This window comes from Cryptosporangium sp. NPDC048952, assembly GCF_043197895.1.
In the GTDB taxonomy this organism is placed as follows: Bacteria; Actinomycetota; Actinomycetes; order Mycobacteriales; family Cryptosporangiaceae; genus Cryptosporangium.
On the sequence record NZ_JBICTY010000005.1, the window covers coordinates 114,992 to 141,931 of the forward strand.

General features: G+C 70.0%; 25 protein-coding genes, 1 tRNA gene and 1 pseudogene. 19 read left to right on the plus strand and 8 right to left on the minus strand.

The genetic code is table 11. The features are described from left to right. Nucleotides 1–99 precede the first annotated feature (99 nt). Entirely contained in the window at nucleotides 100–540 is a 441-nt protein-coding gene (locus tag ACGFY5_RS27170) for a hypothetical protein (protein ID WP_392724104.1), read from the plus strand. 80 nt (nucleotides 541–620) lie between these two features. Here the strand turns inward: ACGFY5_RS27170 and ACGFY5_RS27175 are convergent, their stop codons facing one another. Beyond that, entirely contained in the window at nucleotides 621–1,493 is an 873-nt protein-coding gene (locus tag ACGFY5_RS27175) for an LLM class F420-dependent oxidoreductase (RefSeq protein ID WP_392724105.1), read from the minus strand. Nucleotides 1,494–1,540: 47 nt separating this feature from the next. Beyond that, complete coding sequence (locus ACGFY5_RS27180; protein WP_392724107.1) at nucleotides 1,541–1,852, minus strand: hypothetical protein; 312 nt, start codon at nucleotides 1,850–1,852, stop codon at nucleotides 1,541–1,543. Between the two features lie 170 nt (nucleotides 1,853–2,022). Between ACGFY5_RS27180 and ACGFY5_RS27185 the strand changes: the two genes are divergently transcribed. The 3 genes from ACGFY5_RS27185 to ACGFY5_RS27195 all read left to right on the plus strand — a co-directional run bounded on the left by ACGFY5_RS27185 (nucleotide 2,023) and on the right by ACGFY5_RS27195 (nucleotide 4,907). Continuing rightward, nucleotides 2,023–3,096, plus strand: coding sequence for a sensor histidine kinase (locus ACGFY5_RS27185; RefSeq protein ID WP_392724108.1), 1,074 nt, complete (start codon nucleotides 2,023–2,025; stop codon nucleotides 3,094–3,096). Then, on the plus strand, nucleotides 3,089–3,742 hold the full coding sequence (locus ACGFY5_RS27190; RefSeq protein WP_392724110.1) for a response regulator: 654 nt from the start codon (nucleotides 3,089–3,091) through the stop codon (nucleotides 3,740–3,742). Before ACGFY5_RS27185 ends, ACGFY5_RS27190 begins: the two co-directional genes overlap by 8 nt. Before the next feature lie 70 nt (nucleotides 3,743–3,812). Continuing rightward, nucleotides 3,813–4,907 carry a glycosyltransferase 87 family protein gene (locus ACGFY5_RS27195; RefSeq protein WP_392724111.1) on the plus strand — a complete coding sequence of 365 codons (1,095 nt, stop codon included), beginning with the start codon at nucleotides 3,813–3,815 and terminating at the stop codon, nucleotides 4,905–4,907. Here ACGFY5_RS27195 and aceE read toward each other — a convergent pair. Next, entirely contained in the window at nucleotides 4,867–7,602 is a 2,736-nt protein-coding gene (gene aceE, locus ACGFY5_RS27200; RefSeq protein WP_392724112.1) for a pyruvate dehydrogenase (acetyl-transferring), homodimeric type, read from the minus strand. The genes ACGFY5_RS27195 and aceE overlap by 41 nt on opposite strands. Before the next feature lie 221 nt (nucleotides 7,603–7,823). Between aceE and ACGFY5_RS27205 the strand changes: the two genes are divergently transcribed. The 4 genes from ACGFY5_RS27205 to ACGFY5_RS27220 all read left to right on the plus strand — a co-directional run bounded on the left by ACGFY5_RS27205 (nucleotide 7,824) and on the right by ACGFY5_RS27220 (nucleotide 9,457). Then, nucleotides 7,824–8,228, plus strand: a complete 405-nt coding sequence (locus ACGFY5_RS27205) for a YjbQ family protein (RefSeq protein WP_392724114.1) — start codon at nucleotides 7,824–7,826, stop codon at nucleotides 8,226–8,228. A 149-nt stretch (nucleotides 8,229–8,377) separates the two neighbouring features. Continuing rightward, nucleotides 8,378–8,815 (plus strand): DUF3052 domain-containing protein, encoded by a 438-nt coding sequence (locus ACGFY5_RS27210; protein WP_392724115.1) that lies wholly within the window; start codon nucleotides 8,378–8,380, stop codon nucleotides 8,813–8,815. 78 nt (nucleotides 8,816–8,893) lie between these two features. Beyond that, complete coding sequence (locus ACGFY5_RS27215) at nucleotides 8,894–9,358, plus strand: peroxiredoxin (RefSeq protein ID WP_392724116.1); 465 nt, start codon at nucleotides 8,894–8,896, stop codon at nucleotides 9,356–9,358. Nucleotides 9,359–9,385: 27 nt separating this feature from the next. Continuing rightward, nucleotides 9,386–9,457 (plus strand) — tRNA-Val (locus ACGFY5_RS27220). Here ACGFY5_RS27220 and ACGFY5_RS27225 read toward each other — a convergent pair. Next, nucleotides 9,417–9,887, minus strand: coding sequence for a Fur family transcriptional regulator (locus tag ACGFY5_RS27225; RefSeq protein WP_392725043.1), 471 nt, complete (start codon nucleotides 9,885–9,887; stop codon nucleotides 9,417–9,419). The genes ACGFY5_RS27220 and ACGFY5_RS27225 overlap by 41 nt on opposite strands. A 51-nt stretch (nucleotides 9,888–9,938) precedes the next feature. Further along, nucleotides 9,939–10,604: a FadR/GntR family transcriptional regulator gene (locus tag ACGFY5_RS27230; protein WP_392724118.1), complete on the minus strand. Its 666-nt coding sequence runs from the start codon at nucleotides 10,602–10,604 to the stop codon at nucleotides 9,939–9,941. 180 nt (nucleotides 10,605–10,784) lie between these two features. Between ACGFY5_RS27230 and ACGFY5_RS27235 the strand changes: the two are divergent. Then, nucleotides 10,785–12,089, plus strand: a pseudogene (locus ACGFY5_RS27235) (2-isopropylmalate synthase); the annotation flags it as partial. On the opposite strand, the gene ACGFY5_RS27240 reads toward ACGFY5_RS27235, so the two are convergent. Continuing rightward, nucleotides 12,086–12,472, minus strand: a complete 387-nt coding sequence (locus ACGFY5_RS27240) for an NUDIX domain-containing protein (RefSeq protein WP_392724120.1) — start codon at nucleotides 12,470–12,472, stop codon at nucleotides 12,086–12,088. The pseudogene ACGFY5_RS27235 and the gene ACGFY5_RS27240 overlap by 4 nt on opposite strands. A 159-nt stretch (nucleotides 12,473–12,631) precedes the next feature. Beyond that, nucleotides 12,632–13,549 (minus strand): NAD-dependent epimerase/dehydratase family protein, encoded by a 918-nt coding sequence (locus tag ACGFY5_RS27245; RefSeq protein WP_392724122.1) that lies wholly within the window; start codon nucleotides 13,547–13,549, stop codon nucleotides 12,632–12,634. A 208-nt stretch (nucleotides 13,550–13,757) separates the two neighbouring features. Here ACGFY5_RS27245 and ACGFY5_RS27250 point away from each other — a divergent pair, with 208 nt between their 5' ends. The 7 genes from ACGFY5_RS27250 (at nucleotide 13,758) to ACGFY5_RS27280 (ending at nucleotide 24,297) form a co-directional block, all read left to right on the plus strand. Then, a complete protein-coding gene (locus tag ACGFY5_RS27250; protein ID WP_392724123.1) occupies nucleotides 13,758–16,346 on the plus strand; it encodes a glutamate--cysteine ligase in 2,589 nt (862 codons plus the stop codon). Between the two features lie 21 nt (nucleotides 16,347–16,367). Beyond that, nucleotides 16,368–18,143, plus strand: a complete 1,776-nt coding sequence (locus ACGFY5_RS27255; RefSeq protein ID WP_392724124.1) for an N-acetylglutaminylglutamine amidotransferase — start codon at nucleotides 16,368–16,370, stop codon at nucleotides 18,141–18,143. After that, nucleotides 18,140–19,930 (plus strand): S9 family peptidase, encoded by a 1,791-nt coding sequence (locus tag ACGFY5_RS27260; protein ID WP_392724126.1) that lies wholly within the window; start codon nucleotides 18,140–18,142, stop codon nucleotides 19,928–19,930. The genes ACGFY5_RS27255 and ACGFY5_RS27260 overlap by 4 nt, the downstream gene beginning before the upstream one ends. Before the next feature lie 325 nt (nucleotides 19,931–20,255). Next, on the plus strand, nucleotides 20,256–21,134 hold the full coding sequence (locus ACGFY5_RS27265) for an aminoglycoside phosphotransferase family protein (protein WP_392724127.1): 879 nt from the start codon (nucleotides 20,256–20,258) through the stop codon (nucleotides 21,132–21,134). Between the two features lie 40 nt (nucleotides 21,135–21,174). After that, nucleotides 21,175–22,077, plus strand: coding sequence for a Nif3-like dinuclear metal center hexameric protein (locus ACGFY5_RS27270; RefSeq protein ID WP_392724129.1), 903 nt, complete (start codon nucleotides 21,175–21,177; stop codon nucleotides 22,075–22,077). A gap of 94 nt (nucleotides 22,078–22,171) precedes the next feature. Beyond that, nucleotides 22,172–22,912: a zinc ribbon domain-containing protein gene (locus ACGFY5_RS27275; protein ID WP_392724131.1), complete on the plus strand. Its 741-nt coding sequence runs from the start codon at nucleotides 22,172–22,174 to the stop codon at nucleotides 22,910–22,912. Next, nucleotides 22,909–24,297 (plus strand): bifunctional RNase H/acid phosphatase, encoded by a 1,389-nt coding sequence (locus ACGFY5_RS27280; RefSeq protein WP_392724133.1) that lies wholly within the window; start codon nucleotides 22,909–22,911, stop codon nucleotides 24,295–24,297. Before ACGFY5_RS27275 ends, ACGFY5_RS27280 begins: the two co-directional genes overlap by 4 nt. Here the strand turns inward: ACGFY5_RS27280 and ACGFY5_RS27285 are convergent. Further along, complete coding sequence (locus tag ACGFY5_RS27285) at nucleotides 24,294–24,749, minus strand: heme-binding protein (RefSeq protein WP_392724135.1); 456 nt, start codon at nucleotides 24,747–24,749, stop codon at nucleotides 24,294–24,296. The genes ACGFY5_RS27280 and ACGFY5_RS27285 overlap by 4 nt on opposite strands. Here ACGFY5_RS27285 and ACGFY5_RS27290 point away from each other — a divergent pair. From ACGFY5_RS27290 to mctP, 3 genes are all read left to right on the plus strand, one after another. Next, nucleotides 24,748–24,915, plus strand: coding sequence for a hypothetical protein (locus ACGFY5_RS27290; protein ID WP_392724137.1), 168 nt, complete (start codon nucleotides 24,748–24,750; stop codon nucleotides 24,913–24,915). The genes ACGFY5_RS27285 and ACGFY5_RS27290 overlap by 2 nt on opposite strands. Nucleotides 24,916–25,045: 130 nt before the next feature. Beyond that, a complete protein-coding gene (locus ACGFY5_RS27295; protein WP_392724139.1) occupies nucleotides 25,046–25,273 on the plus strand; it encodes a DUF3311 domain-containing protein in 228 nt (75 codons plus the stop codon). Nucleotides 25,274–25,276: 3 nt separating this feature from the next. Next, nucleotides 25,277–26,929, plus strand: a complete 1,653-nt coding sequence (gene mctP / locus ACGFY5_RS27300; RefSeq protein ID WP_392724141.1) for a monocarboxylate uptake permease MctP — start codon at nucleotides 25,277–25,279, stop codon at nucleotides 26,927–26,929. The last annotated feature ends 11 nt before the right edge of the window (nucleotides 26,930–26,940 follow it).

The following is a 26,940-nucleotide window of genomic DNA, read 5'->3' on the forward strand; positions in this document are numbered from 1 at the left end:
GTGTGTCACACTCGTGTAATTACGTCACAGAAGTTCTAATCTGTGCGCATGGCGAAGCATCGTGCGATTTGTCCGTCTCTGGTTACTGTCGCGTCTCTCTTGACCCTGTTGCTCGGGGCCGCGGTGATGGCCGAGGTTGCGGTCGCTGCGGTGCCGGGTGTTCTGATCTGGCAGTTGGCGGTGGCGTGGGTGGCGTGTTCGGTCGCTCTCGGCCTGCGCGAGGGCCGGTCCTGGGCGCTCTACGCCACCGCGATCCTGGCCGCGATCAGCCCCGGCCTGGCTATCGTCGCCGCCGACGTGGTCGGTCCGGTGGCTGCGGCGCCGTTCCTGTTGGCGCCCGCAGCCGTCGCGCTGCTCGTTCCCGAGCGCTCGGCGCGCTGGCTGCGGCGCCGCCGGCCGATCTCGTCTCCCACCGGGCGCATCATGGTCAGCACCCCGGTGCCCGGGAGCACGACCCGGACGTCGGCGGCGCTGGCGGTGCAGAGCGACTACGCGCTCGTCGGCGCCGCACCGGCCCACGGCTCAGCAGCCTCGGTCTAGCGCGCCCCACCCCGGCCGGGCAGCGTATTCACGCGCTGCCCGGCCGCTTCGCGTCCGCGGCCGAGAACGCGTGAGTCGCGTCAGATTTCGCTCAGGCGGGGGAGGACTCGGTCGCAGACCTCGGTGGTCCAGGACGCGGGGTCGTCGGTGCCGCGGTTGCTGACCCAGACCTGTCGGACGTCGATCTTGGCGTAGCTCTCCATCGTGCGGAGGAAGCCGTCGGTGTCGTCCAGCGGGTTCTGGCCGAAGATGATCGTCTTCTCGATCTCCGCCGGGTCGCGCCCCACGTCCGCGCAGTGCTGGTTCAGCACGTCGATCTTGTGGGCCACCGTCTCGACGTCCGGCGCGGACAGATTGCACAGGTCGCCGTACTGCGCGACCAGCCGCAGCGTCTTCTTCTCCCCGGACCCACCGATCATCACCGGCGGACCCGGCTGCTGAACGGGCTTGGGCCGGCACAGCGTCTCCGCCAGCTGGTAGTGCTTGCCCTCGAACGGGCCGTCGTCGTCACCGAACATCTGCCGGGTGATCCGGAGCGTCTCCTCGAGCCGCTCGAACCGCTCGGCGACCGGCGGGAACGGCACGCCCAGCGCCTTGTGCTCCTTCTCGTACCAGGCGGCGCCGATGCCGAACATCGCGCGACCCTCGGACAGCACGTCCAGCGTCGCGACGGTCTTGGCCAGCAGGCCCGGATAGCGGTAGGTGACGCCGGTGACCAGCAGGCCGAGCGTGATCCGCCGGGTGATCCCGGCCAGGAAGCCCAGGCTCGTGTAGCCCTCGAGCATCGGTTCGGTGGCCGGGGCGAAGGCCTCCATCTGGAACCAGTGGTCCATCAGCGTGAACGTGCTCGCGCCGCCCTCGTCAGCGGCGCGCGCGGTCGCGGCGAGCAGCGGCGCGATCGCGGTGTTCCCGCCCGGGAAGGAGAAGTTCGGGTAGTGGATCGCAAGTTTCACAGTGCAACCGTAAGTCCTCAGCCGGTGGTGCGCGCTGCCGTTCTCGCTCAGGACATCGTCGGCGGGGCGGCGCCCGGACGCTGGGTGGGGACGACGACGCCGGGCGGCGGGCCCGGAGGAGCGTCGGCGGCCGACGGTGGACGCTCGGGGGCGACGTTCCACGACACGGTCACCGAGACCGGTGCGCGGGCGCCGACGGTCGGGGTGTCGTAGTGGACGTCGACCCGGTCCGGCCGTCCCGGGGTGCCGTCGCAGATGCGTTCGGCGAGCCACGTGCCGGAGTGGGTCCGGTCGGGGCCGTCCGACGGGGCGTGGATGACCACCGCGGTTCCGTCGGAGAGTCTGACTTCAGAGGGCACGGGGGATCGCCTCCTTCAGGGCGTGCTGAATGGAGTAAGAAGAGCGGGGGGTTGTGTCACCGGGCGATAGCTGATGGTTACCCCGTCGCGCATTCGCTGAATCGGGGTAGCCCACGGGCTTACGTCTCCGGGCCGCTGTGCGGGCGATTCGCCGTGGCTACGTTGGCCTGATGCGACGTCTGCGTGTTGTCCCACTAGTCGTCATCGTGCTGCTGTGCGCGGTGATCGTCGCAGCCACCGGCAACCAAGGCGGCCCTCCGGCCGTGCCTCCGCTGTTCGTCGTGCTGGCGTGGCCGATCCTCCTGCGGAAGCGGCCGGTTCTCGCGTTGGGACTCGTGCTGCTGTTCACCGCTCTGCTGACGCCGCTGTACGACCCGGAGACGGTCGGCCCGGTGGGCTGCGTGGCCGTCCTGATCGCGGTCGGCAGGCTGGCCGCGGTACGGCCGTGGCGGGTGTCCGTACCGGGCGCTGCGGTGGCGTTGGTGGTGGTCGCGCTGCTCGGGACCGCGTTCTACGTGCGTGGCGGCGGCGCGATCAACACGGCGGGTGTCCTCGCGCTCGCGATCGTCAGCGTCTGGGCGGTGGGCAACACGATCCGGCAGGCGGGCGACAACGCTGCCGCGCGGCGGCGGGAGGAGACCGAACTGGCGGTCGCGGCCGAGCGGCTGCGGATCGCGCGGGAGCTGCACGACCTGGTCGCGCACAGCATGGGTGTCATCGCGTTCCAGGCCGGCGCCGGGCGGCGGGTGATCGACACCCGGCCGGTCGAGGCGCGCAACGCGCTGGACGCGATCGAGACGACCTCGCGCGAGGCGCTGGCCGAGCTGCGTCGGACGCTCGCCGCCCTGCGCCGCTCGGAGCCCGAAGGTGCACCGACCCTGCCGACGCCACGCCTGGCCGACCTCGACCGGCTGGCCGCATCCGTGCGGGTGGCGGTCGTGCGCACCGGTGAGGTCCGGGATCTGCCCGCTGACCTGGAACTATCGGCCTACCGGATCGTCCAGGAGTCCGTGACCAACGTGGTGCGTCACGCGGGCACCGACTCCTGCCGGGTGACGCTCGACTACCGCGACGACGCGCTGGCGATCGAGGTGCTGGATTCCGGCACCCCGGGAACGATGGGCACCGGCTACGGAATCATCGGCATGCGCGAACGGGTGACGCTGCTGAACGGTGAGTTCGAAGCCGGGCCCCGGCCCGAGGGCGGGTTCCGGGTAGCGGCGACAATTCCCATTCATGATTAGCGTCGTCCTGGCTGACGATCAGCCGCTGATCCGGTCCGCGCTGCGCGTCCTCCTCGCCGAGACGGCCGACCTCGCGCTGATCGGGGAGGCCGCGAACGGTGTGGAGGCCGTCGCGCTGGCCGAAGAGCACCGGCCCGACGTCGTCGTGATGGATCTGCGGATGCCGGAGATGGACGGCATCGCCGCGACCGCCGCGATCGCCGCAGCCCTGCCCGACACCCGCGTCCTCGTGCTGACGACGTTCGACGACGACGATTACGTGTACGGGGCACTGCGGGCCGGCGCCAGCGGCTTCCTGGTCAAGGACATGGGCCTCGACGACATCCTGGCCGCGATCCGGGTCGTGGCCGGCGGAGACGCGTTGATAGCGCCGAGCGTCACGCGGCGTCTCGTGGACACGCTGGCCGGCCGTAAGCCCGCGCCGGCGCCGCGCCCGTCGGTCGCCGGCATCACCGACCGGGAACGCGAAGTACTGACGCTCGTCGGGCGCGGCCTGTCGAACGCGGAGATCGCGGGGGAGCTGTTCATCAGCATCGCCACCGCCAAGGCCCACGTGGCCCGGCTGCTGACGAAACTCGACGCCCGCGACCGGGTGCAGCTGGTGATCCTGGCCTACGAGTGCGGGTTGGTCAGCCCCGGGGATTAAGTCCTGCGACCAGGGGTGATGTCGCCTCCAGCCCAATGTGGACGGACGATGATTTCGACACGGTTCTCGCATGGCGAAGCTCGTGTTCGGAATTCAGGTGGCCCTCGTCGTGGTGTTCGCGGTGCTGTGGAACCCACTCGACTTCTTCATCTACCGGCTCGGCGGCCAGGTCGTCGGCGACGGTGCCCGGCTCTACCTCGAGCAGCAGGCCGCCCACTGGTTCACCTACACGCCGTTCGCGGCGGTGCTGTTCGAGCCGCTGTCGTTCGTGCCGCTGGTGCCGGCGCGGGTGCTCTGGGAGCTGGCGTCGGTCGGGGCGTTCGTCGTCGCGTGCCGGCAGTGGGTGCCCCGCCGATACGTCCCGTGGGCGGTAGCCGGCGGGCTGATGCTCGAGCCGGTGTGGCACTCGCTGTTCCTCGGCCAGGTCAACCTGATCCTGCTCGCGGTGGTGGCGGTGGACTTCCGGCGGTTGGCTACCGGGCGCTCCGCCGGCATCGGGATCGGGATCGCGGCGGCGATCAAGCTCACGCCCGGCATCTTCATCGTGCTGCTACTGGCCGCCGGACGGGTGCGGCCGGCGGTCATCGCGGGGGTCACGTTCGTCGCGGCTACGGGGGCGGCCTGGCTCGTCGCGCCGGATGCGTCGCTCGTGTACTGGCGGGACACGTTCTACGACAGCTCGCGGGTCGGTGTTCCGTACGTCAGCAACCAGTCGCCGTTCGGAGCGTTGACGCGGGTGCTGGATGACGTCGGCGCTTGGTATTACGTCATTCCGTTGATGCTTTTGGTCTTTGGCGTGTTCGTTGGCTACGCCCGGCGCGAGGACTTCCTCGCCGTGTTCGCGGTGGCAGGGCTCACCGGCCTGCTCGTGTCGCCGATCTCGTGGAGTCACCACTGGGTGTGGGCGCTGCCGGCGCTGGTGGTGCTCGTCCGGGACGGCCACCGCACGCTCGCCATCGCCGCGACCACCGTGTTGACGCTGTCGCCGATGTGGGCGACGCGGCTCGTCGATCACCCGAACGACCTGTGGTACCTGCTGCCGATCCGGAACGCCTACCTGCTGGTCGGGCTGGTGCTCCTGGTGGCGCTGTGCCCCGGGGTGTTGCCGGGGCACAGCGCGCGGGTCAGGACGCCCCGCCGGTCTCTCCAGGAGGCGCGGCAGTGACGTCGTCGATGCGGTACTTCGCCAGCGCGTCCGCCGCGACCGAGGCCTCGACCTCGCCCCGCTTGGCCAGCGCCCGCAGCGTCGCCACCGCGATCGACTCGGCGTCCACCTTGAAGTGGCGACGCAGCGCGTGCCGGGTGTCGGACGCGCCGAACCCGTCGGTGCCGAGCGAGGTGTAGTCGCTCGGTACCCAGCGCGAGATCTGGTCCGGTACGGACCGCATCCAGTCGCTCGACGCGATGACCGGGCCCTCGGAGTCCGCCAGCTGGGCGGTGATCCACGGGGTCCGGGCCTCGCCGTCGGCCTGCACCAGCGCCTCTTCCTCCGCCTCGACGGCGTCCCGGCGGAGCTCCGTCCAAGAGGTGACCGACCAGACGTCGGCGGCGACGTTCCAGTCCTCGGCCAGGAGCTGCTGGGCCCGCAGGGCCCAGGGCAGCGCCACGCCGGACGCGAGCAGCTGGGCCTTGAGGGGGCTGTCCTTCGTCGCCGGTGCGTACTTGTACAGGCCCTTGAGGATGCCCTCCTCGTCCACGTGGTCCGGCATCGCCGGCATGACCATCGGCTCGTTGTAGACGGTGAAGTAGTAGAAGATGTTCTCCGGGTTCTCCCCGTACATCCGCCGTAGGCCGTCCTCGGTGATCACCGCGACCTCGTAGGCGTACGCCGGGTCGTACGCGACGACCGCCGGGTTCGTCGACGCCAGCAGCAGCGAGTGGCCGTCCTCGTGCTGGAGCCCCTCACCGTTGAGGGTGGTACGCCCGGCGGTGGCGCCGAGCACGAACCCGCGGCCCAGCTGGTCGGCAGCAGCCCAGAAGCCGTCACCGGTGCGCTGGAAGCCGAACATCGAGTAGAAGATGTAGATCGGGATCATCGGCTCGCCCTGCGTGGCGTACGACGTCGCCACGGCGGTGAACGACGCCACCGAGCCGGCCTCGTTGATGCCCTCGTGCAGGATCTGGCCCTGCTGGGACTCCTTGTAGGCCAGCATCAGCTCGCGGTCGACCGACGTGTACTGCTGGCCGTGCGGCGAATAGATTTTCGCCGTCGGGAACAGCGAGTCCATCCCGAAGGTGCGGGCCTCATCGGGAATGATCGGCACGAAGCGGTCGCCGATGTTCTTGTCCTTCATCAGGTCTTTCAGCAACCGGACGAAGGCCATCGTGGTGGCGATCTTCTGCTTGCCGGAGCCCTTCTTCAGCTGGGCGTACATCTCCTTGCCCGGCAGAGCCAGCGGCTTGCTGCGGTCGACCCGCTTCGGGATCGCGCCGCCGAGCTGGCGGCGACGCTCCATCAGGTACTGGTACTCGTCGGAGTCCTTGCCGGGGTGGTAGTACGGCGGCAGGTACTTGTCGAGTTTCTCGTCCGGGATGTCGAGGAAGAGCCGGTCCCGGAACTCCTTCAGGTCGTCCTCGGTCAGCTTCTTCATCTGGTGGGTGGCGTTGCGGGCCTCGAAGTGGCTGCCCAGCGTCCAACCCTTGATCGTCTTGGCGAGGATGACGGTGGGCTGCCCGGTGTGCTCGGTCGCCGACTTGTAGGCGGCGTAGAGCTTCCGGTAGTCGTGGCCACCCCGCTTGAGATTCCAGATCTCGTCGTCCGAGAGGTGCTCGACCATCTTGCGGGTACGCGGGTCGCGTCCGAAGAAGTGCTCGCGGACGAACGAACCGGACTCCGCCTTGTAGGTCTGGTAGTCACCGTCGGGCGTGGTGTTCATCAGGTTGACCAGCGCGCCGTCGGTGTCGGCGGCCAGCAGCGGGTCCCACTCGCGGCCCCAGACGACCTTGATGACGTTCCAGCCGGCGCCCCGGAAGAACGCCTCCAGCTCCTGCATGACCTTGCCGTTGCCGCGGACCGGCCCGTCGAGGCGCTGCAGGTTGCAGTTGATGACGAACGTCAGATTGTCGAGCTCTTCGCGGGCGGCCACGCCGATCGCGCCGAGCGACTCGACCTCGTCCATCTCGCCGTCGCCGAGGAACGCCCAGACGTGCTGCTGGCTGGTGTCCCTGATGCCGCGCGAGTGCAGGTACCGGTTGAACCGGGCCTGGTAGATCGCGTTGATCGGGCCGAGGCCCATCGAGACGGTCGGGAATTCCCAGAAGTCGGGCATGAGGCGCGGGTGCGGGTAGCTCGAGAGGCCGCCGCCCTGGTGCGAGAACTCCTGGCGGAAGCCGTCCATCTGGTGCTCGTTCAGCCGACCCTCGAGGAAGGCCCGCGCGTACATGCCGGGGGAGGCGTGCCCCTGGAAGTAGATCTGGTCGCCGCCACCCGGGTCGTCGTGACCGCGGAAGAAGTGGTTGAAGCCCACCTCGTAGAGGCTCGCGCTGGAGGCGTAGGTGGAGATGTGCCCGCCGACCCCGACACCCGGACGCTGGGCCCGGTGGACCATGATCGCGGCGTTCCATCGCATGTAGGCACGGAGGCGGCGCTCGATGTGCTCGTCACCCGGGAACCAGGGCTCCCGCTCCGGCGGGATGGTGTTGATGTAGTCGGTGCTCCGCAGGGCCGGGACCCCGACCTGCTTTTCCCGAGCCCGCTCCAGGAGACGCAGCATGATGTACCGGGCCCGCTGGCGACCGGCGTTGTCGATCACTGCATCCAGCGACTCGAGCCACTCGGACGTCTCCCCGGGATCGATGTCCGGGAGCTGACTGGGTAGCCCGTCGCTGATCACCGGGAGCCGTTCGCGTGAGTTCGCCACGTCGATCCTTCACACTCGTCGGTGGGTGGGGTCCGGTCGATCACGGTCGGCGACCGGCCGACGCCACTTCGCTTTACCGATCCATCCTGCCCCGTAGGCGCGCGGATGGTTAGCTCCGGGGGACCGTTACCGGCCGGTAGTGTGCGCCCCGCCCGTAGGGTGACATCGTTTCAGACCCACCCGATGCGCCAGGCGAACACGCGACGGGCAGGATAGAACACGTGGACAGCGAGATCATCACCGTCCGTACCGGATCTTCACCGGTCGTTCTGGACCTGACCGAGCGTGCCGCCGACTTCGTCCGGTCGCGGGGCGACGGGCTGCTGCACGCCTTCGTACCGCACGCCACCGCCGGGCTGGCCGTTCTCGAGACCGGAGCCGGCAGCGACGACGACCTGCTGGCGGCGCTGGCCGACCTGCTGCCTGCCGACGACCGGTGGCGGCACCGGCACGGCAGCCCCGGGCACGGGCGCAGCCACGTGATGCCGGCGCTGATCCCGCCGTACGCGACGCTGCCCGTGCTGGGTGGCCAGCTGGCGCTGGGAACGTGGCAGAGCCTCTGTCTGGTCGATCTCAATGTCGACAACCACGACCGGCAGGTACGGTTTTCGTTTCTCGGCGGCTGACCTGCGGGTAAGAACTGGTCCGTCAGGTACCGATGGGTGCGACGCGTGCGGTCTTATCGCTGGCAACACTTGCGTTGCGCTGGATGTATGTGTGGACTACCGGACTAGGCGGCGACGAGCCGCCATCAGTAGGAGGAGGGAACCGAAGAGTGAGCGCGACCGCGGGTCACGCCGACGGCGTCAAGAGCCCGGCAGACCGGCTCGGCATTCAGTCGGGCATGGTGGTCATGGAGATCGGATTCGACGACGACGGTGCTGACGATCTGCGTGACGCCGTCGCCGAACGGGTCGGTGACGATCTGGTCGACGAGGACTCCGACGAGGTCGTCGACGTCGTCATGCTCTGGTGGCGGGAGGACGACGGCGATCTGTTCGACGCACTGGTGAACGCGTTGAGCCCGCTGACCGACAACGGCGTCGTCTGGCTGTTGACGCCCAAGGCCGGTCGGCCGGGGCACGTGGAACCGAGCGACATCAGTGAGGTCGCCCCGACCGCGGGCCTGCAGCAGACCTCGAGCATCAGTGCTGCGCAGGACTGGTCCGGAGCGCGCCTGGTCGCGCCGAAGGCGGCGCGCTCCAAGCGCTGACCCTCGGCATTCCGCTGACACCGGCAGCGCGTGAGACGCGCTCCCGGTGCCGTTGCCGTGCCCTGAGAGGATCCAGCCATGCCTGTGGAAGTCGGCGACATCGCTCCGGGCTTCACGTTGCCGGACCAGAACCACCAGTTGGTGTCCCTCTCCGATTTCCAGGGTTCGCGCAGCGTGCTGGTCGTGTTCTATCCGCTGGCGTTCTCCCGGGTGTGTTCCGGGGAACTCGCCGCGATCCGCGACGACCTGTCGCGATTCCAGAACGACGCCGTGCAGACGCTGACGATCAGCGTCGACTCGTTCTTCGTCCACAACGTGTGGGCTTCGCAGGAGGGCTTCGGGTTTCCGCTGCTGTCGGACTTCTGGCCGCACGGTGCGGTGGCGCAGAGTTACGGCGTGTTCGACGAGCAGAAGGGGACCGCGCGGCGCGGAACGTTTTTGGTGGACGTTTCCGGCGTGGTGCGGTGGAAGGTGGTCACCGGGATCGGTGTCGCCCGCTCGGCCGACGACTACGCGACGGCCCTGGCGGCACTCGCCTCCTGAGTGGCCTCCGCTACCCTCGTTGGTGCAGGGCGCATAGCTCAGTGGGAGAGCACTCGCCTTACAAGCGAGGGGTCGTAGGTTCGAAACCTACTGCGCCCACCCTTTCACCTGCGGACCGACAAGGTCCGCAGGTGCCCCACCAGGTGATCTCGGCCTCGTGGAGGGTGAAGCCGTGGGACTCGCCGGGGACCAGGCACGGGGCCTCTCCCTCGGCGCAGTCGACGTCTTCGATGTGGCCGCAGGTGCGGCAGACCAGGTGGTGGTGGTTGTCGGCCACGCGCGCCTCGTACCGCCGCGCGCTTCCGGCCGGCTCGATCACCCGCGCCAACCCCGTCTCGACGAGCGCTCCGAGCACGTCGTAGACCGCCTGGGTCGACACCGCGCCGATCCGGGCGCGCACGGCGTCGGCCAACGAGTCGACGGTTGGATGACCACCCCCGGTCAGTTCCGTGAGCACGGCGAGCCGCGGGTTGGTCACCCGTAGGCCGGCCGCGCGCAGGCGCTCGCGGTTCTCGTCAAGGCTGGACACGGACGCGGGATACCTACCTGGAACTGTTCCATTCCTCGCGTGCCCGACTTTTTACGCGCGAAGGTGCTCCAGCGTCCGCCCGAGCTCGTCCTGGAGCACCGCTGTCGCTGCCGCCGCGTCGCCGCGCTCGATGGCGTCGACGAGGGCTGCGTGGCTGGTGTCGCCGGGGGTGCGGTCGGTGGTGCGCAGGCCCAGGAGTGCGACGAGGTCCACCAGCGCGCCTCGCAGCACCGGCGTGAACTCTCCGAAAAGGGCGGTGAGTGCCGGGTTACCCGCTGCGGTCACCACCGCACCGTGCAGCGCCACATCGGCGTCGACGAATGCGGCGTCGTCCCGGTCGGCGGCGTCCCGACGAGCTGCGAGTGCGTCCCGCAGCGCGGCTACGTCGGCCGGGGTGCGGCGCTGCGCGGCCAGGCCCGCTGCCTGCACCTCGAGCATCATCCGCACCTCATACACATCGGCCACCGCGGCGCGCTGGAGCCAGTCGTCGGCTGGCCGATCGGCCAGCACGAACACGCCGGCGCCCTGCCGCGCACGCACCATCCCCGCGCCGGCCAGCGCGCTCAGCGCCTCCCGCACCGTCGTCCGGCCGACGCCGAGCGTGCGGGCGAGCGTCGTCTCCCCCGGCAGCTTGCTGCCGACCGGCCACCGACCGGACTCGATTTCGCCTCGGAGGTACGCGACGGCCTGATCGACGAGGGGGCTGGGTTTCAACAACTTGTCTGAGGAGCTGACATGTGGCTACTGTACCGAGCATGTTCCGCGGACTTCTTCTCGGCTGCCGCGGCGGGGCCTGACTCGACCGGCACCCCGCCGCGGGTGTCGTGCTGCGCCGGTCGGTCCTCCCGACCGACGCGAAGGAACCCCGTGAACTGGAATCCGCAACAGCCCAGCGCCATGCCGCACGAGCGGTACCGATCGGTGTACGACCGGGTCGAGGTACCGAACACCGATCGTGCGTGGCCCGACAACCGCTTCGCGCACGCACCGCTCTGGGTGCCGGTCGACCTGCGCGACGGCAACCAGGCGCTGGCCGAGCCGATGGACACCGCCCGCAAGAGCCGCTTCTTCGACCTGCTGGTCCGGATGGGCTACAAGGAGATCGAAATCGGCTATCCGTCGGCCAGCCGCACCGATTTCGACTTCGTCCGGTCGCTGACCTCAATCCCGGACGACGTGACGGTGGTCGTGTTCACACCGGCCCGCGAGGACCTGATCGACCGGACGTTCGAGTCGATCCGGGGCCTGCCCCGCGCCGTCGTGCACCTGTACATGCCCACGGCTCCCACCTGGCGCGACGTCGTGCTCCACCGCAACCGCGACGAGGTGCACGCGGTGATCCGCGCGGCTGCGGAGCGGATGGCGCGCAACGCCGGAGACACGAACATCCGGTTCGAGTTCTCGCCCGAGGTCTTCAACCTCACCGAACCCGACTACGTGCTGGAGATCTGCAACGGGCTGACGTCGTTCTGGGACGCCTCGCCCGACCGGCCGGTCATCCACAACCTGCCGGCGACGGTGGAGGTGGCCACGCCGAACGTCTACGCCGACCAGATCGAGCACGTGCACCGGCACTTGGACCGCCGCGACTCCGTGATCCTCTCCGTCCATCCGCACAACGACCGCGGCACCGGCGTCGCCTGTGCGGAGCTGGCCGTCCTCGCCGGGGCGCAGCGCGTCGAGGGGTGTTTGTTCGGGAACGGCGAGCGCACCGGCAACGTCGACCTGGTGACGCTGGCGCTGAACCTGTACGCGCAGGGCGTCGACCCGATGATCGACTTCTCCGACATCGACGCGGTGCGGGCCGTCGTCGAGGAGTGCAATCGGATCCCGGTGCATCCACGGCATCCGTACGGGGGTGACCTCGTGTACACCGCGTTCTCCGGTACCCACCAGGACGCAATCAGCAAAGGCCTGGCCCGGCACGCCGCGGACGCGGCCGCCGCCGGCCTGCCGTCGGACCGGGCCTCGTGGGCGGTGCCGTACCTGCCGATCGACCCGGCCGACGTCGGACGCTCGTACGAGGCCGTGATTCGCGTCAACAGCCAGTCCGGTCGCGGCGGCATCGCACACGTGCTGCGGACGCGGTACGGAGTGGACCTGTCACCGCAGGAGCGCGCGAACTTCGCCCGGGTGGTGCAGGAGGTCACCGACGACACCGGCCGGGAGGCCACGCCCGACGAGCTGTGGAAGCTCTATCAGGAGAGCAGGCCGGCGTCGGACAGGTGAGCGAAGATCAACCGGTCGACCGGTGAGATCCGGCCGAGATCGGCTGTCGTGAGCCAGCCGATCTCGGCGATCTCGTTCGCGGCGACGAAGTCCCCGGTGTAGTCGGCCGTGTAACACGTCATGCGGACGTCGACGGGGTGACCGTGCGCCGGTGCTTCGAACGTGCCGAGGTGCTCGGCGCTCGCCCGGACGATGTGCACGGAGAGCTCTTCGTCGATCTCGCGCACGAGCGTGTCGAGGTCGGACTCGCCGGGCTCGCGCTTGCCGCCGGGCAGGTACCAGACGTCCTTACCCTGCGACCGGGTGCTCAGAATCCGGCCGTCCCGCAGGTGGATCCACGCGATCTTGTCGATCATCGCCGGAAGGGTACAGCGCCGGCGGCACCGCCGACGCCGGCATGACCGTCCTCAGGCCCACGCCGACACTGGTCACGGCCGCGGTGACCGGCCCGTCCACCGCACCGAAACAGCGCCGGTCGTCCGCCGCCTCAAGGGCGCCGGGACCCTCCAGGTGAGCTAGCAGGGCGCGAGCACCGTACTGGAAAACCACAGCGCTGCGAGCGAGTCGTCCAACGAGCGGGTCGGTGACCAGCCGAGGGTCTCGCGGGCCGCGGTGACGTCGGCGTGCTGGTAGGGAAGAGCGGTGGAGCCGCCACCGTCGGTGCGGTGGCCGCCCGTGAAGCCGGCGAGCCCGAGCAGCGCGTCCACCATCTCGCGCGTCGGCGTCGCCACGCCGCTCCCGACGTTCAGCACAACCGGCAGCGCCGCCTGCCCCCGCGGACGCACGGCCGCGGCCACGATCGCGTCCGCCACGTCGCGGATGTCGACGTAGTCCCGCACGTCGTCGAGCGGACCGGTCGTGACACCGCCCGCACCCGCCGCCTCGATCTGGCGCAGCTGCCCGACCAGCCGCCCGGCCAGCATCGACGAGGGCGTCCCCGGTCCGATCGGCGTCGTCACGCGCAGCGTCACCGCGTCCAGCCCGGCGGCCGCGGCGGTGCGGACGACGTGCGTCGCGGCGAGCTTCGTGAGGCCGTACGGCGTGACCGGGCGTTCCGGGCTGTCCTCCCGGGCGGCCTCCCCGCCCGGGATCCGCCCGTACTCCGCCACCGACCCGATGTGTACGAGCCGCAGCGGACGCCCGGCCGTCAGCATGGCGTCGACCAGGTTGCTGACGGCAACCAGGTTGTTGGCGGCCAGGGACGGCGGATCCCCGGCCGTCGACCCGGCGCAGTTCACGACCGTGTCCGGCGTGGTGTCGCGGAGCGCGTGCGCGACAGCGACGGCACTCTCGGCGAGGTCGAGCCGCACGTCCGCGGCGACGTCACCGCGGCGCGTCACAGTCGTCACCTCCACGTCCGGCTCCGCGGCGAGCCGTGTCCGGACGTGTTCGCCGACGAAACCGTCGGCCCCCAGCAACATCAACCGTGTCATGAGCCCCACCCCCACGGACTTGAATGCCCCCAAAGCGGAAAAACCACGCACGCGCAGAGTGACCGGTGCCGCAGTGGGTCGCGGTTCGCAGTGGTCTGCCCGGGGCACCATGAGACCTAGTTCTCGAAATGGTGCGGAGGATCCATGTGTTGCGGGGAATTTACCGGCACCTCACGGCTCAGGTACGCAAGGCAGAGATCGTGCGTCCATGACGGGTAACGATTTGGCGGACGCCGCGGCGTTTCCGGCGTCCGAGCAGCTCGACCTCGGCGTCGAGGAAGAGTTCCACGTCGTCGATCTGGACAGCCGTGAGCTGGTCCCGCGCGCGCCGGAGGTACTCGAACACCTCCCGGCCACCTCGTTCTCCCCGGAGCTGCACCGCTCCGTGGTCGAGACGAACACGAAGGTGCACCTGAGCCTCGAACGGCTGCGCGACGAACTGGTGGCCCTGCGTCGGCAGGCCTCCCAGGTCGCCGAATCGCTCGGCATGGGCATCGTGGCGGCCGGCACCGTTCCACTGGTGGACGTCGAGGAGCTCGCCGTCACCCCGAACGCGCGGTTCGAGCGGATGCTCGACGACTACCAGCTCCTCGCGCGCGAACAGCTGATCTGCGGCGCCCAGGTGCACGTCGGCATGCCCGACCGGGACGTCGCGGTCGCCGTCGCCCAGCGGGTGTCGCAGTACCTGCCGGCGCTGCTGGCGATCTCCGCGAGCTCCCCGTTCTGGATGGGGGAGGACACCGGCTACGCGAGCATCCGGTCGCTGCTCTGGCAGCGCTGGCCGACCGCCGGCGCCAGCGGCCTCGTCGAGACCGCTGAGGACCACGACTCGCTGGTGGCGGAGCTGATCGCCTCCGGCACGATCACCGACCCCGGCATGATCTATTTCGACGTCCGGCCGTCGGCCCACGTGCCCACGATCGAGCTCCGCGTCACCGACGCCTGCCCGTCGGTCGACACCGTCGTGCTGCTGGCCGCGCTGTTCCGGGCCCTGGTGCGGCGCGAACGGGACGCGGTGGCCAACCGCTACCCGCTGCCGCGAATCCGCGGGCCGCTGCAGCGCGCCGCGATGTGGCGCGCCGCCCGCTCCGGCCTGGAGGGCGACCTCGTCGACCTGTCCGGGTTCGCGCGCCCGGTGCCGGCGGGAGAGGCCGTCCGAGGCCTGGTCGACTCGCTGCGGCCCCAGCTGGAAGCCGCCGGGGACTGGGAGTACGTGTCCGCGCTCGCCGGTCAGGCGCTGGCCCGTGGGAGCGCGGCCGACCGTCAGCGACGCGTGTTCGCCCGCCGCGGTCGCCTCGCGGACGTCGTCGACATGTTGTTGGCGGAAACCCGGGCCGGAGGTGCGGTCACCGTCGGTGGGTTCGGCGGACAGGAAGCGCTGCTGGCCGGATACCAGGAGGAAGAGCCGCGCGGTGACGAGGTCATCGCCGCGGACGGCAGCGTCGTGCCGGTCTACGAACCGATGCTGCAGCTGCTGGAACGCCTCGGTGCCGGTGGGATCCGCGACCGCGAGAAGGAACGCGACGCCGAGCAGCGTTCGCACCGGATGACGTTCCGGGTCGCAGGCGAGACCACCGCCCGGCTGTTCCCGTTCGACGTCATTCCGCGGATCGTCTCCGGCGAGGACTGGGAGGCGCTCGGCCGCGGCCTGGTCCAGCGGGTCAGGGCTCTGGACGCGTTCCTCAAGGACGTCTACGCCGACCGCGAGGTCGTCGAGGACGGCGTCATCCCGGCCTGGGTCGTGGACGGCGCTCCGGGGCTGCTGCCGCTCGCCGCGCTGATCCGTCAGCCGACGCGTGCGCACATCGCGGGCATGGACCTGGTGCACGACGCCTCGGGCAACTGGAGCGTGCTCGAGGACAACCTGCGTGTGCCGTCCGGGCTCGGGTACGCGGTGGCCAACCGGCGACTGACCGACCACATCTGGCCCGATCTGCCGCGGCCGGCCGGGCTGCACCCGGTGGAGACGCTTCCGGCGTTACTGCGTACGACGCTGGAAGCCGCCGCGCCGCCGCGGATGGCCGGGCGAGGCGGCCCGCAGATCGTCGTCCTGAGCCAGGGACCGGTCGACTCGGCGTGGTTCGAGCACCAGTTGCTCGCCGAGGAGATGGGTGTGCCGGTCGTGCGCACCACCGATCTCGTCGTCGACGACCGGACGGTCTACCTGCACCGGCACGGAACCCGTCGCCGGGTGGACGTGATCTACCTGCGGTTGGACGAGGACACGCTGGTGCACGCGCCGGCCGGCGACGGTCGGCCGCTCGGGCCGCCGCTGCTCTCCGCGGTCGGCGCCGGCACCGTGACGCTCGCCAACGCACCGGGCAACGGCGTCGGCGACGACAAGGCGATCTACGCGTTCGTGCCCGACTTCATCGAGTACTACCTCGGGGAGAAGCCGATCCTGGCGCACGTGCCCACGTACCTGTGCGGCGATCAGGAACAGCGCGACGAGGTGCTCCGGCGTCTCGGTGAGCTGGTCGTGAAGCCGGTCGACGGGTACGGCGGCGAGGGCGTCCTGATCGGTCCGCGCGCGACCGAGGAGGAGCTCGACGCGGTCCGGCGGCAGATCAAGGCCGCACCGCACCGCTGGATCGCGCAGGAGACCATGCACCTGTCCACGCACCCCGTTTTCGACGGCAACCGGCTCACGCCGCGCCACGTCGACCTGCGGGCATTCGTCTTCATGGGGGAGACCCCGACCGTGGCGCCGGCCGCGCTGACCCGGGTGGCGCCCGAAGGCAGCTTGGTCGTCAACTCCTCGCGTGGCGGCGGTGCGAAAGACACCTGGATTTTGTAAGTCGACGCGAAGGAGAGCTCGATGTGCGGATTCGGCGGAGAGTTTCGTCTCGACGGGAGGGCCGCGGACGTCGACGCGGTCGCCCGGATGGTGCCCTGCCTGGTCGACCGGGGACCGGACAGCGGCGGGTACTGGTCCAAGGGACCACTCGCGCTGGCACACCGTCGGCTCCAGATCATCGACTTGTCCGAGGCCGGTGCGCAGCCGATGGTCGACGAGGAACTCGGCCTCGTGCTCGTGTTCAACGGGATCATCTACAACTACAAGCAGTTACGCGACGAACTGAAGGCCGCCGGCTACCGCTTCTTCTCGACGTCGGACACCGAAGTCGTCCTGAAGGCGTACCACCGCTGGGGCGAGCGGTGCGTCGAGAAGTTCCTCGGCATGTTCGCGTTCGTGATCAGCGACTGGGAGACCGGCCGGGTCGTGATGGGCCGCGACCGGCTCGGCATCAAGCCGCTGTACCTGTCCGAGGTTCCGGGGCGGTTGCGGTTCGCGTCGACGCTGCCCGCGCTGGTGGCCGCCGGTGACTTGGACACGTCGGTCGACCCGGTCGCGCTGCACCACTACCTGACGTTCCACTCGGTGGTGCCGGCGCCGCGGACGATCCTCAACGGGGTGCGGAAGCTGCCGCCGGCGACGGTCCGGGTGATCGAGCCGGACGGCACGACCGACGAGATCCTGTACTGGAAGCCCGAGCACACCCGGACGGGCTCCTTCTCCGACGAGGAGTGGCGGGAGCGAACGCTCGCCGCCCTGCGGCTCGCGGTGGAGCGGCGGATGGTCGCCGACGTGCCCGTGGGCGTCCTGCTCTCCGGTGGGCTCGACTCCAGCTTCGTCGTCGCGCTGCTGGCCGAATCCGGCCAGACCGGCCTGCAGACGTTCAGCATCGGGTTCGAGGACGCCGGCGGCGAGAGCGGCAACGAGTTCGTCTACTCCGACCTGATCGCTGAGCGGTTCGGCACCGACCACCACCAGATCCGGATCGAGACCCGCACCATGGTCCCCGCCGTCGACGCGGCGATCGGCGCGATGAGCGAACCGATGGTCAGCCACGACTGCGTCGCGTTCTACCTGCTCTCCGAGCAGGTCGCGAAACACGTGAAGGTGGTCCAGTCCGGCCAGGGCGCCGACGAGGTGTTCGCTGGTTACGACTGGTACCCGCCACTGGCCGACGTGCCGCGGCGGGACGCGCTGGACGCCTACCGCAACGTGTTCTTCGATCGAGGCCACGGCGCGCTCAACGATCTGCTCCAGCCCGACTGGCGGCTCTCGACCGACGTCAGCAAGGCGTTCGTGCAGGCGCATTTTGCGGTTCCGGGTGCGGAAGAGACGATTGATGCGGCGTTACGTCTCGACAGCCAGATCATGTTGGTGGACGATCCGGTCAAGCGGGTCGACAACATGACCATGGCATGGGGGCTCGAGGCCCGGGTACCGTTCCTGGACCACGAGTTGGTGGAGCTGGCGGCGGCGTGCCCGCCCCGGCTCAAACTCGCGTCGGGCGGCAAGGGCATCCTCAAGGCCGCCGCGCGAGGGGTGGTACCGGACGAGGTCATCGACCGGACGAAGGGGTATTTTCCCGTTCCGGCGATTCGGCACTTGTCCGGGCCGCTGCTGGAGCAGGTCGCCGACGCGTTGACGTCGGACGCGGCCAGGCAGCGGGGAATTTTCGACAGTGAGCAGGTAAGCGCGCTGCTCGACAAACCGAACGAGACCCGGACGACGCTCGGGTCCAACGCGCTCTGGCAACTGGGGTTGCTGGAGATGTGGTTGCAGACGAAGGGAGTTGGATGACCACTGGTCTCGACGGCGGGATTCGTCCGGCTGCTGCGCATTTCGCTGCGGATCCCGCGGCGGCGCCGGCCAGCTGGGGGCCTTCCCTTTCACCGTCCGGCGACACGATCGCTTACGTGTCGGACCGGAGCGGCGAGCCGAGGCTCTGGACGAGTTCCGTCGACGGCGGGAATCCGGTCCTGATCGAGACCGGACCCGAGCCAGTGGAACAGGTGCGGTGGTCACCGAGCGGCGAATGGATCGCCGTGCTGATCGCTCCCGGTGGGTCCGACCGGACGGAAATCTGGGTGATCCGTCCGGACGGTTCCGACCTGCACCAGATCGGCGGCTTCGGCCGCACCAACGGATGGTTCGGTCACTGGAGCCACGACGGCGCGTCGCTGGCCGTCGCCGAGGCCGACGCCATCGGGTGGAGTGCCGCCCACCTGATCGATCCGTCCACCGGGCGGCGGGTCACGGTCGGCGAGGCCGACCTTCGTGCTGCTCTCGACGTCAGTCGCGACGGGTCGTTGGCGCTGGTGCGGTGTGGACCGCGGAGCGCGCGGTGGCTGGAGGTCGTGCAGGTCGAGTCGGGCGAGGCGCGGCGGCTGTACCCGGGCGACGGCGAGGGCTCCACCGACCTCGGGCGTTTCTCGGGCGACGTCGTCTACGTGCGCACTGACGTCGGGCGTTCGCTGCCGGCGTTGGTCGCGGTGGGGCTGGGCGGCGGTTCACGCGTGGTCGCGTCCCGGGACGACGCGGAACTCGAGTACTTCTCGCTCAGCGAGGACGGCACGCTGGCCGCGCTGCTCTGGAACGTGTTCGGGGGCCGCAGCGAGGTGACGCTGCTCGACCTGGTGAGCGGGGAGCAGCGGAACATCACGGACCTGCCCGGTGACGTCGTGAGCCACCTCTCGCTGGCCGGTGACGCGTCGACGCTCGCGCTCACGGCGGAGGGGCCGTCGTTGCCACCGACGATCTGGACGGTGGAGGTCGCGTCGGGCGCGGCCAAGCCGGTGACCCATCCGCCGCTGTTGCCGGCGGCGTCGATCGCGCCGGAGTTGCATCGGTTCACGGCTCATGACGGGTTGTCTCTTTCGGGCTGGCTGTATCCGGCCGGTTCCGCTCCGGGCCCGACAGTGGTCCATTTCCACGGCGGGCCGGAAGCGCAGGAACGGCCGGTCTACAACCCGCTGTTCCGCGAGTTGGTGTCGCGGGGGATCTCGGTGTTCGCGCCGAACGTGCGAGGTTCGTCGGGGTTCGGACGTGCCTTCGTGAACGCGGACAATCTGGCTCGGCGCCACGACGGGATCGAGGACGTGCGGTCGTGCGCGCGTTATCTGCTCGACGCCGGGATCGCGGAGCCGGGGCGGCTGGGCGTGTTCGGGCGGTCGTACGGGGGCTATCTCACGCTGGTCGCCCTAACGTGGTTCCCCGATCTGTTCGCGGTCGGCGTCGACACGTGTGGAATGTCGGATCTGCAGACGTTCTACGAGCGCACGGAGCCGTGGGTCGCGGCTGCCGCGGTGAGCAAGTACGGCCATCCGGAGGATGACCGGGACCTGCTGCGGAACCTGTCGCCGATCCATCGCATCGACCGGTTGAAGGCGCCGTTGCTGGTGGTGCACGGGACCAACGACACGAACGTGCCGCTGTACGAGGCCGAGCAGGCGGTGGCGGCGTTGGAGGCGCGGAATGCGCCGGTGCAGTATTTGCGGTTCGAGGACGAGGGGCACGTCCTGCTGAAGAAGCCGAATCGAGTGGTGTACGTCCACATGGTCTCGGACTTTCTGAGTGCGCACCTTTAGTGCGGTGGTGACGCTCGGGTCCGAGTGTCTGGGGGAGGTCGGGCCGTTTTCCGTTTCACCGGTGTGGTGGGCGGAGGTGGGTCCGGTCGTCGTCTCTTTGAAGGCCTTTCTCGGTGTGCCGGTGACGGTTCTGCGGTTGCTCTCTGTGGTGGGTGGGGAGGGGGCGCGGGACGGGCACGTGACTTATCACGTGGAGGCTGGGGCTCGGCCGTCGGTGGCTTTTCACCCTGCGGTGGTGAGTGTTTCGAACCCACGTTTCCGGCTTCCGTGGGCTACGGCGTCCGGAGTGTCCGCGCTGTTGGCGTGGGCTGATTCGGTGGTGCCCTTGACAGGGCGGCCGGTGCAGCACAAGACGTGGAACCTGGCGGCGTTGTGGCGGTTGCCGGTGGTGGGTGGGTTCGCGTGGCTGAAGGCGACACCGCCGTTCGCCGCTGACGAGGCTGCGGCGATCGGGATGTTGGGTTCGGGGTTGGCGCCGCGGGTATTGGCGTCCGCGCCGGGGCGGGTGATTCTGGCGGAGGTTCCGGGGGAGGATCTCTGGGCTGCCACCGATGACCAGGTGACGAGCATGCTCGGCCGCTTCGTCGTCGCGCAAGCGATGATCGCGCGCGACGCGTCTCGTGGGGCTGACGCGGATTCGGGTGGGGTGGGGTCGGGTCGACAGGGCCTGGGTGCGGATTTACGGGACCGGCGGCCGCGGGTGCTCGTGGTGGAGGTCGAGCGGTTGCTCGATCGGCTCGCTGGAGGCGAGCTCGGCGCGGAGGAGGTCGCGCGGGCGCGGGGGTTGAACGAGCGCTGGGGTGCACTGGCGGAGTGCGGGCTGCCGGACACGTTCGTGCACGGGGACTTCCACCCGGGCAACTGGCGTGGCGCGCCGGGGGAGCCGCCGGTGGTGCTCGACTTCGCGGACGCCTACTGGGGCAACCCGGTCCAGGACGGGCTCCGGGCGATCGACTACCTACCGGCTTCACGCCGGGACACCGCTCGGCGGGCGTGGATCTCCGCCTGGGAGGAGGCGGCGCCCGGCTCCCGGCCGGACGAGGCGCTCCGGCTCGCCGAGCCGCTCGCCCACCTCGCCTATGCCGTCCGGTACCAGGAGTTCCTCGACAACATCGAGGAGTCCGAGCGGATCTACCACGACGGCGATCCCGAAGCCGCGATCAGGCACGCCCTCGCGGGGCTTGAACACTCTGGTGGGTCATAGGCCCCCAAGGTGTTCACGGCTCGGGTCGTAGCCTGGCGACGTGGCCACTATCGGAGATGTCGTCGAGGTGTTCGACAAGCTCTACCCGCCGGAGCTCGCCGAGAGCTGGGACGCGGTCGGGCTGGTGTGTGGTGATCCGTCGGCGGACGTGCGCAAGGTGTACTTCTGCGTCGACGTCGTCGCCGCCACGGTCGACGAGGCGCTGAACTGGGGCGCGGACCTGCTCGTCGCGCACCATCCGTTGCTGCTCCGCGGCGTCACCGCGATTCCGACGACCACGCCGAAGGGGCGCACGCTGCACCGCCTGATCCGCGCGGGCGCAGGCCTCTTCGTCGCCCACACGAACGCCGACTCCGCCGACCCAGGCGTCTCCGACGCCTTGGCCGCCCGCCTGAACCTCCACAGCCTCCGCCCTCTCCACCCCCACGCAGCCCTCTCCGCCCCCAAAGACGCCACCGGCCGCGACGCCACCGGCCGCGACGCCATCGGCCGCGACGCGGCTGGTCGGGATGCGGCTGGCGACGGGCGGGTCGGTATCGGGCGGATCGGTGTGCTGCCGGAGCCGATGACCGCGGGGGAGCTCGCCGCGCTCGCGGCGAAGGTGTTGCCGGCTACGCCGGGTGGGGTTCGGCTGGCCGGCGACCCGGCACGCGTCGTGCGGACGGTGGCCGTCAGCGGTGGGGCCGGTGATTCGTACCTGGGCGACGCCACGCGCGCGGGCGTCGACGCGTTCCTCACCGCCGACCTGCGGCACCACCCCGCTTCCGAGCACTCGGAAGCGGGCGGCCCCGTGCTGCTGGACGCCGCCCACTGGGCCACCGAACAGCCCTGGCTCGCACAGGCGGCCGCCGCCCTCGTTTCGTCGGTCGGGGCCGCTACGGTGGAGACCTTCGTATCCGACCTCGTCACCGACCCGTGGACCCGCGCCGTGGTGCCGGGCTGATCACCCTCCGCCGGTATCTCGTCACCGGCGCAGGCGACCCGTTGCCGAAGACCGTGCCCGTTGAAGACCGTGCCCGTTGAAGACCAGGAGAATCGTGAAGGCCCCTGCCGCTGACCAGCTGCGCCTGCTCGACCTGCAAGCGGTCGACCTCTCGATCGACCAGCTCGCGCACAAGAAGCGCACGCTGCCCGAACACGCCGAGATCGAGAAGACCGCCGCGTCGCTCGGCGAGTTGCGCGACGAGCTGGCCGGTGCCGAGTCGGTGGTCGAAGGGCTCGACACGAAGATCCGCAAACTGGAGACCGAGGTCGAGCAGGTGCGCGCCAAGGCCGAGCGTGACTCGCAGCGGATGCAGTCCGGTGCGGTCGGCGCGAAGGAGCTCGAGCGGCTGCAGCACGAGGTCGACACGCTCGGCGCGCGGCAGTCCGCGCTCGAGGACGACGAGCTCGTGCTGATGGAGGAGCGGGAGACCGCCGACACGGTCCGGTCCGCGGTGCAGAGCCGGTTCGACACCGCGAACGAAGGCCTGGCCACGCTCGAGGTGCGCCGCGACACGCTGGAGACCGAGATCGACGCCGACGTCGCCGCCCGCACGGCCGAGCGGGAGCCGATCGCCGCGTCGATCCCCGAGGACCTGCGAGCGCTGTACGAGAAGCTCCGCGCGTCCAGCGGGGGTATCGGTGCGGCCGCGCTGCGGGCCCGGCGCTGTGGCGGGTGCCGCATCGAGCTGTACGGCACCGCGCTGCAGGAGGCACGTTCCGCCGACGAGGACGAGGTGTTGCGCTGCGAGGAGTGTCGTCGCATTCTCGTGCGTACCGCGGAGTCCGGCCTGTGAGTTCGCTGCACGTCGTGGTCGAGGCCGACGGGGGTTCGCGGGGTAACCCGGGGGTCGCCGGGTACGGCGCGGTCGTGCTCGACGCCGGCACCGGCGCGGTGCTGGCCGAGCGCGCGGCCGGGCTCGGGGTCACGACGAACAACGTCGCGGAGTACTCGGGGTTGATTGCCGGGCTCGAAGCCGCGCAGGAGCTCGGGGCCGAGCGGGTGGACGTCCGGATGGACTCCAAACTGGTCATCGAGCAGTGCTCGGGGCGGTGGCAGGTCAAGCAGCCCCACCTGAAACCGCTGGTCAGCCGAGCCACCGAATTGCTGCGCTCGTTCGGCCAGACCTCACTGACCTGGATCCCGCGCGCCGACAACAAATCCGCCGACGCCTTGGCCAACGCAGCCATGGACGGCGAAACCATCCACCGCAACCACGCGTCAGCGTCCGTGCCCGCCGAAGACGGCGCCGCGACGACTGCCGCGGCCGGAGCCGCGACGACTGACGCGGCCGGAGCCGGGACGACTGCCGCGGCCGGAGCCGGGACGACTGCCGCGGCCGGAGCCGCGACGACTGACGCGGCCGGAGCCGGGACGACTGACGCGGCCGCCACCGCGACGACTGCCGCGGCTGGCCCCGCGACGACCGCCGCGGGGCGGGGTACTGACCCGATCGCGTCCGCGCCGGCGGAGGCGGTCGCGACCGGGGCCGCACAGGACCGTCCTGCGGTGGCAACCGGGCAGGCGTCGATCAAAACGCCTGGATGGAGCCGGGGGCCGCAACGGCGGGCCACCACGACGGTGCTGGTCCGGCATGCTTCCTCGGTGCTCTCGCCGGAGAAGCGGTTCTCCGGGCGGGGGGACGTGGAGTTGTCGGAGGTGGGGGTCGCGCAGGCGGAGCGGGTGGCGGCGCGGCTCGGCGCGCGCGAGGGGCTCGACCTGGTCGTGAGCTCGCCGCTGCGACGCACCCGGCACACCGCGGAGCTCATCGCGAAGGCGGCGGGGCTCGACGTGGTCTTCGACGACGATCTGGTCGAAACAGACTTCGGTGCCTGGGAGGGTATGACGTTCGCGGAGATTCAGGCCGCCGATCCGGAGGGGTTGGGTGCCTGGCTCGGCTCGGACGAAATCGCGCCGCCGGGGGGCGAGAGCTTCGCGCAGGTGGCCGAGCGGGTGATCAGAGCACGCAACCGCTTGATCGCTGAGCACGAAGGGAAAACGCTGGTCGTGGTGTCACACGTGACGCCGCTCAAGACCCTGCTGCGGCTCGCACTCGAGGCACCCCCGGTGATGCTCTACCGCCTGCAACTCGACGTCACTGGCGTCTCCGAGGTGGACTGGTACGCCGACGGCCCGGCGAACGTCCGCCTGGTCAACGACACCCACCACCTGGCCGGTTAGATCGCGGCGACACCTGCGCCGGCGCACTCGTCGTCGTGCTCGGGTGTCCCGCCACTGGCCGCGACGGCGCCCCACACCTCGTCCGCCCGCCGGATGAGCAGCGAACCGGCGCCGGCGAGCACCGGACGCGACGCAGCCACCCGGGCGAAGAACGCCGGCCAGGCCTCTTGCATCTGAAGCAACGCGGCACCGTCGCGCCGGAACAGCGCGACGCTGGCGGCCTTGGCCTCGGCGATCTGGGCGGAGAGCGGCGGCGCGCCGTCCATCCGTCCCAGCGCCACCAGGTGCCCGCCCTCGTCGACGACGGCGACCGTGACGCGCGCGCCCAACTCGCGAGCGCGCTCCTGCGCGGCGGCGACGACCGCCTGCGCGGCCCTCGCCGCCCGAACGCCCGCGGCCAGGGCGAGTTGCTGCGGGCTCGCGGGCACCGTGGCGGCCGTGCAGCGGTGCATGGACGCGCAGGTGGCGCGGTCGGGGGACGCGTTCACGGTCGCGCTCGACCTGCGCACCGCGGTCATCGGTGCGGTGTCCCTGCGGCTCAACGAACCCACCCTGCCGTGGCCGCCGCTGGACGAGCAGATCGATCGGTTCCTGCGCGGACTGGTAGGACTGACCTGACGGCGACCGTCGGGCGCGCCGGGTGCGCCGTTGAGCGCGGCGTCGGTTCCGGGTGGGGTATGTGCGGGCTAGTGTCTTGTGGCCTGTGTCACTGGAGCTCGTCACAGCGCGCACGTGAGGAGACCGCCACATGTCCACTACAGAGGAACGACCACCGGAGCCACCGGCCCGGTCCGACCGCAATCATTGGTACTGGCTGCTGCTCGTACCGATCATCGTTCCGCTGCTCCCGATGCTCTACAACGGCACGGATCCGACGCTGTGGGGCATTCCGCGGTTCTACTGGTTGCAGCTGCTGTTCGTCGTCCTGAGCGTCGTCGTGACGCTCGTCGTCTACCGGCAGACGCGGGGGCGATGAGCGATGGACGTCAAAGTCACCGAACTGGTCATCTTCTGCGTGCTGTTCGCGCTCGTCAGCGTGCTGGGGTTCGTGGCCTCGCGCTGGCGTCGGCCCGACAGCATGGAGCACCTCGACGAGTGGGGGCTCGGCGGCCGCAACTTCGGCGGCTGGATCACCTGGTTCCTCCTCGGCGGTGACCTCTACACCGCCTATACGTTCGTGGCGGTGCCCGCGCTGATGTACGGCGCCGGCGCGCTCGGCTTCTACGCGCTGCCGTACACCGTCGTGCTCTACCCGATCGTGCTCTTGCCGCTGGTGCGGCTGTGGTCGGTGTCGCACGTCCACGGGTTCGTGACGCCGGCCGACTTCGTCCGCGCCCGCTTCGGCTCGTCGACGCTCGCGCTGCTGGTGGCGATCACCGGCTTCATCGCGACGATGCCGTACATCGCGCTGCAGCTCGTCGGCATCGAGGCCGTGCTCAAGGCGATGGGCGTGGAAGGCAAGTGGCCGATCACGATCGCCTTCCTGATCCTGGCCATCTACACCTACAACTCGGGGCTACGGGCACCGGCGCTGATCGCGTTCGTCAAGGACACGCTCATCTACCTGACGGTGATCGTCGCGGTGATCGTGATCCCGGCGAAGCTCGGCGGCTGGGACGCGATCTTCGAGGCGGCGGGCGCGAAGTTCAGTGCTCCGGCCGCGCAGGCGGCGGGCTCCGGACTGTTGCTGAATGCGAACAACCAGCTGAACTACATCACGCTGGCGTTCGGCTCCGCGCTGGCGCTGTTCCTGTACCCGCACTCGCTGACCGGTGTGTTGGCGGCGAAGTCGCGGGACACCGTGAAGCGCAACATGGCCGCGCTGCCGGCGTACTCGTTCGTGCTGGGGCTGCTGGCGCTGCTGGGTCTGATGGCCATCGCGGCGAAGATCGTGCCGGTCGGTGCCGACCCGGACGCCGGTGTCGCCGGTGACCGGAACACAGTCGTGCCGCTGCTGTTCGACTGGGCGTTCCCGTCCTGGTTCACCGGCATCGCGCACGCGGCGGTCGGTATCGGTGCGCTGGTCCCGGCGGCGGTCATGTCGATCGCGGCCGCGAACCTGTTCACGCGGAACATCTACACCGAGTACATCCGCCCCTCGGCGTCCCCGGCCGAGGAGGCGCGGGTCTCGAAGCTGGCGTCGCTCGCGGTGAAGTTCGTCGCGGTGATCCTGGTGCTCGGTCTCGACACCCAGTACTCGATCGACCTGCAGCTCATCGGTGGTGTGATCATCCTGCAGACGCTCCCCGCGGTGGCGCTGGGCGTCTTCACCCGGTGGTTCCACAAGTGGGGCCTGGTCGCTGGCTGGGCCGTCGGTATGGCGGCCGGATTCTGGATGCTGTGGACGATCCCGAACCCGGCGACGAAGCGGGAACACTTCGGCGGGTCGGCGTTCAAGCTCTCCGAGTTGGGCCTCGACACCAAGTGGACGATCTACACCGGTTTCCTCGCGGTGGCGCTGAACCTGATCGTCGCGGTGCTGGTGACCTGGGGTCTGCGTGCCGCCAACGTGGCGGACGGCGAGGACCTCACCAAGCCGTCGGACTACACCGCCGAGCAGGGCGACCCGAAGGTGCACGACATCCCGGAGCTGGTCGCGGACGGCGCCGGGGACAGCAAGTCGTCGACCTGAGTCCGGCTCGT

Bases quoted from the DNA above. Each gene is read 5' to 3' on its own strand.
- ACGFY5_RS27185 (WP_392724108.1), top strand. From the start codon at position 2,023: ATGCGACGTCTGCGTGTTGTCCCACTAGTCGTCATCGTGCTGCTGTGC.
- ACGFY5_RS27190 (WP_392724110.1), top strand. From the start codon at position 3,089: ATGATTAGCGTCGTCCTGGCTGACGATCAGCCGCTGATCCGGTCCGCG.
- ACGFY5_RS27195 (WP_392724111.1), top strand. From the start codon at position 3,813: ATGGCGAAGCTCGTGTTCGGAATTCAGGTGGCCCTCGTCGTGGTGTTC.
- ACGFY5_RS27215 (WP_392724116.1), top strand. From the start codon at position 8,894: ATGCCTGTGGAAGTCGGCGACATCGCTCCGGGCTTCACGTTGCCGGAC.
- ACGFY5_RS27240 (WP_392724120.1), bottom strand. From the start codon at position 12,472: ATGATCGACAAGATCGCGTGGATCCACCTGCGGGACGGCCGGATTCTG.
- ACGFY5_RS27245 (WP_392724122.1), bottom strand. From the start codon at position 13,549: ATGACACGGTTGATGTTGCTGGGGGCCGACGGTTTCGTCGGCGAACAC.
- ACGFY5_RS27250 (WP_392724123.1), top strand. From the start codon at position 13,758: ATGACGGGTAACGATTTGGCGGACGCCGCGGCGTTTCCGGCGTCCGAG.
- ACGFY5_RS27255 (WP_392724124.1), top strand. From the start codon at position 16,368: ATGTGCGGATTCGGCGGAGAGTTTCGTCTCGACGGGAGGGCCGCGGAC.
- ACGFY5_RS27260 (WP_392724126.1), top strand. From the start codon at position 18,140: ATGACCACTGGTCTCGACGGCGGGATTCGTCCGGCTGCTGCGCATTTC.
- ACGFY5_RS27290 (WP_392724137.1), top strand. From the start codon at position 24,748: ATGGACGCGCAGGTGGCGCGGTCGGGGGACGCGTTCACGGTCGCGCTC.
- ACGFY5_RS27285 (WP_392724135.1), bottom strand. From the start codon at position 24,749: ATGCACCGCTGCACGGCCGCCACGGTGCCCGCGAGCCCGCAGCAACTC.
- ACGFY5_RS27295 (WP_392724139.1), top strand. From the start codon at position 25,046: ATGTCCACTACAGAGGAACGACCACCGGAGCCACCGGCCCGGTCCGAC.
- mctP (WP_392724141.1), top strand. From the start codon at position 25,277: ATGGACGTCAAAGTCACCGAACTGGTCATCTTCTGCGTGCTGTTCGCG.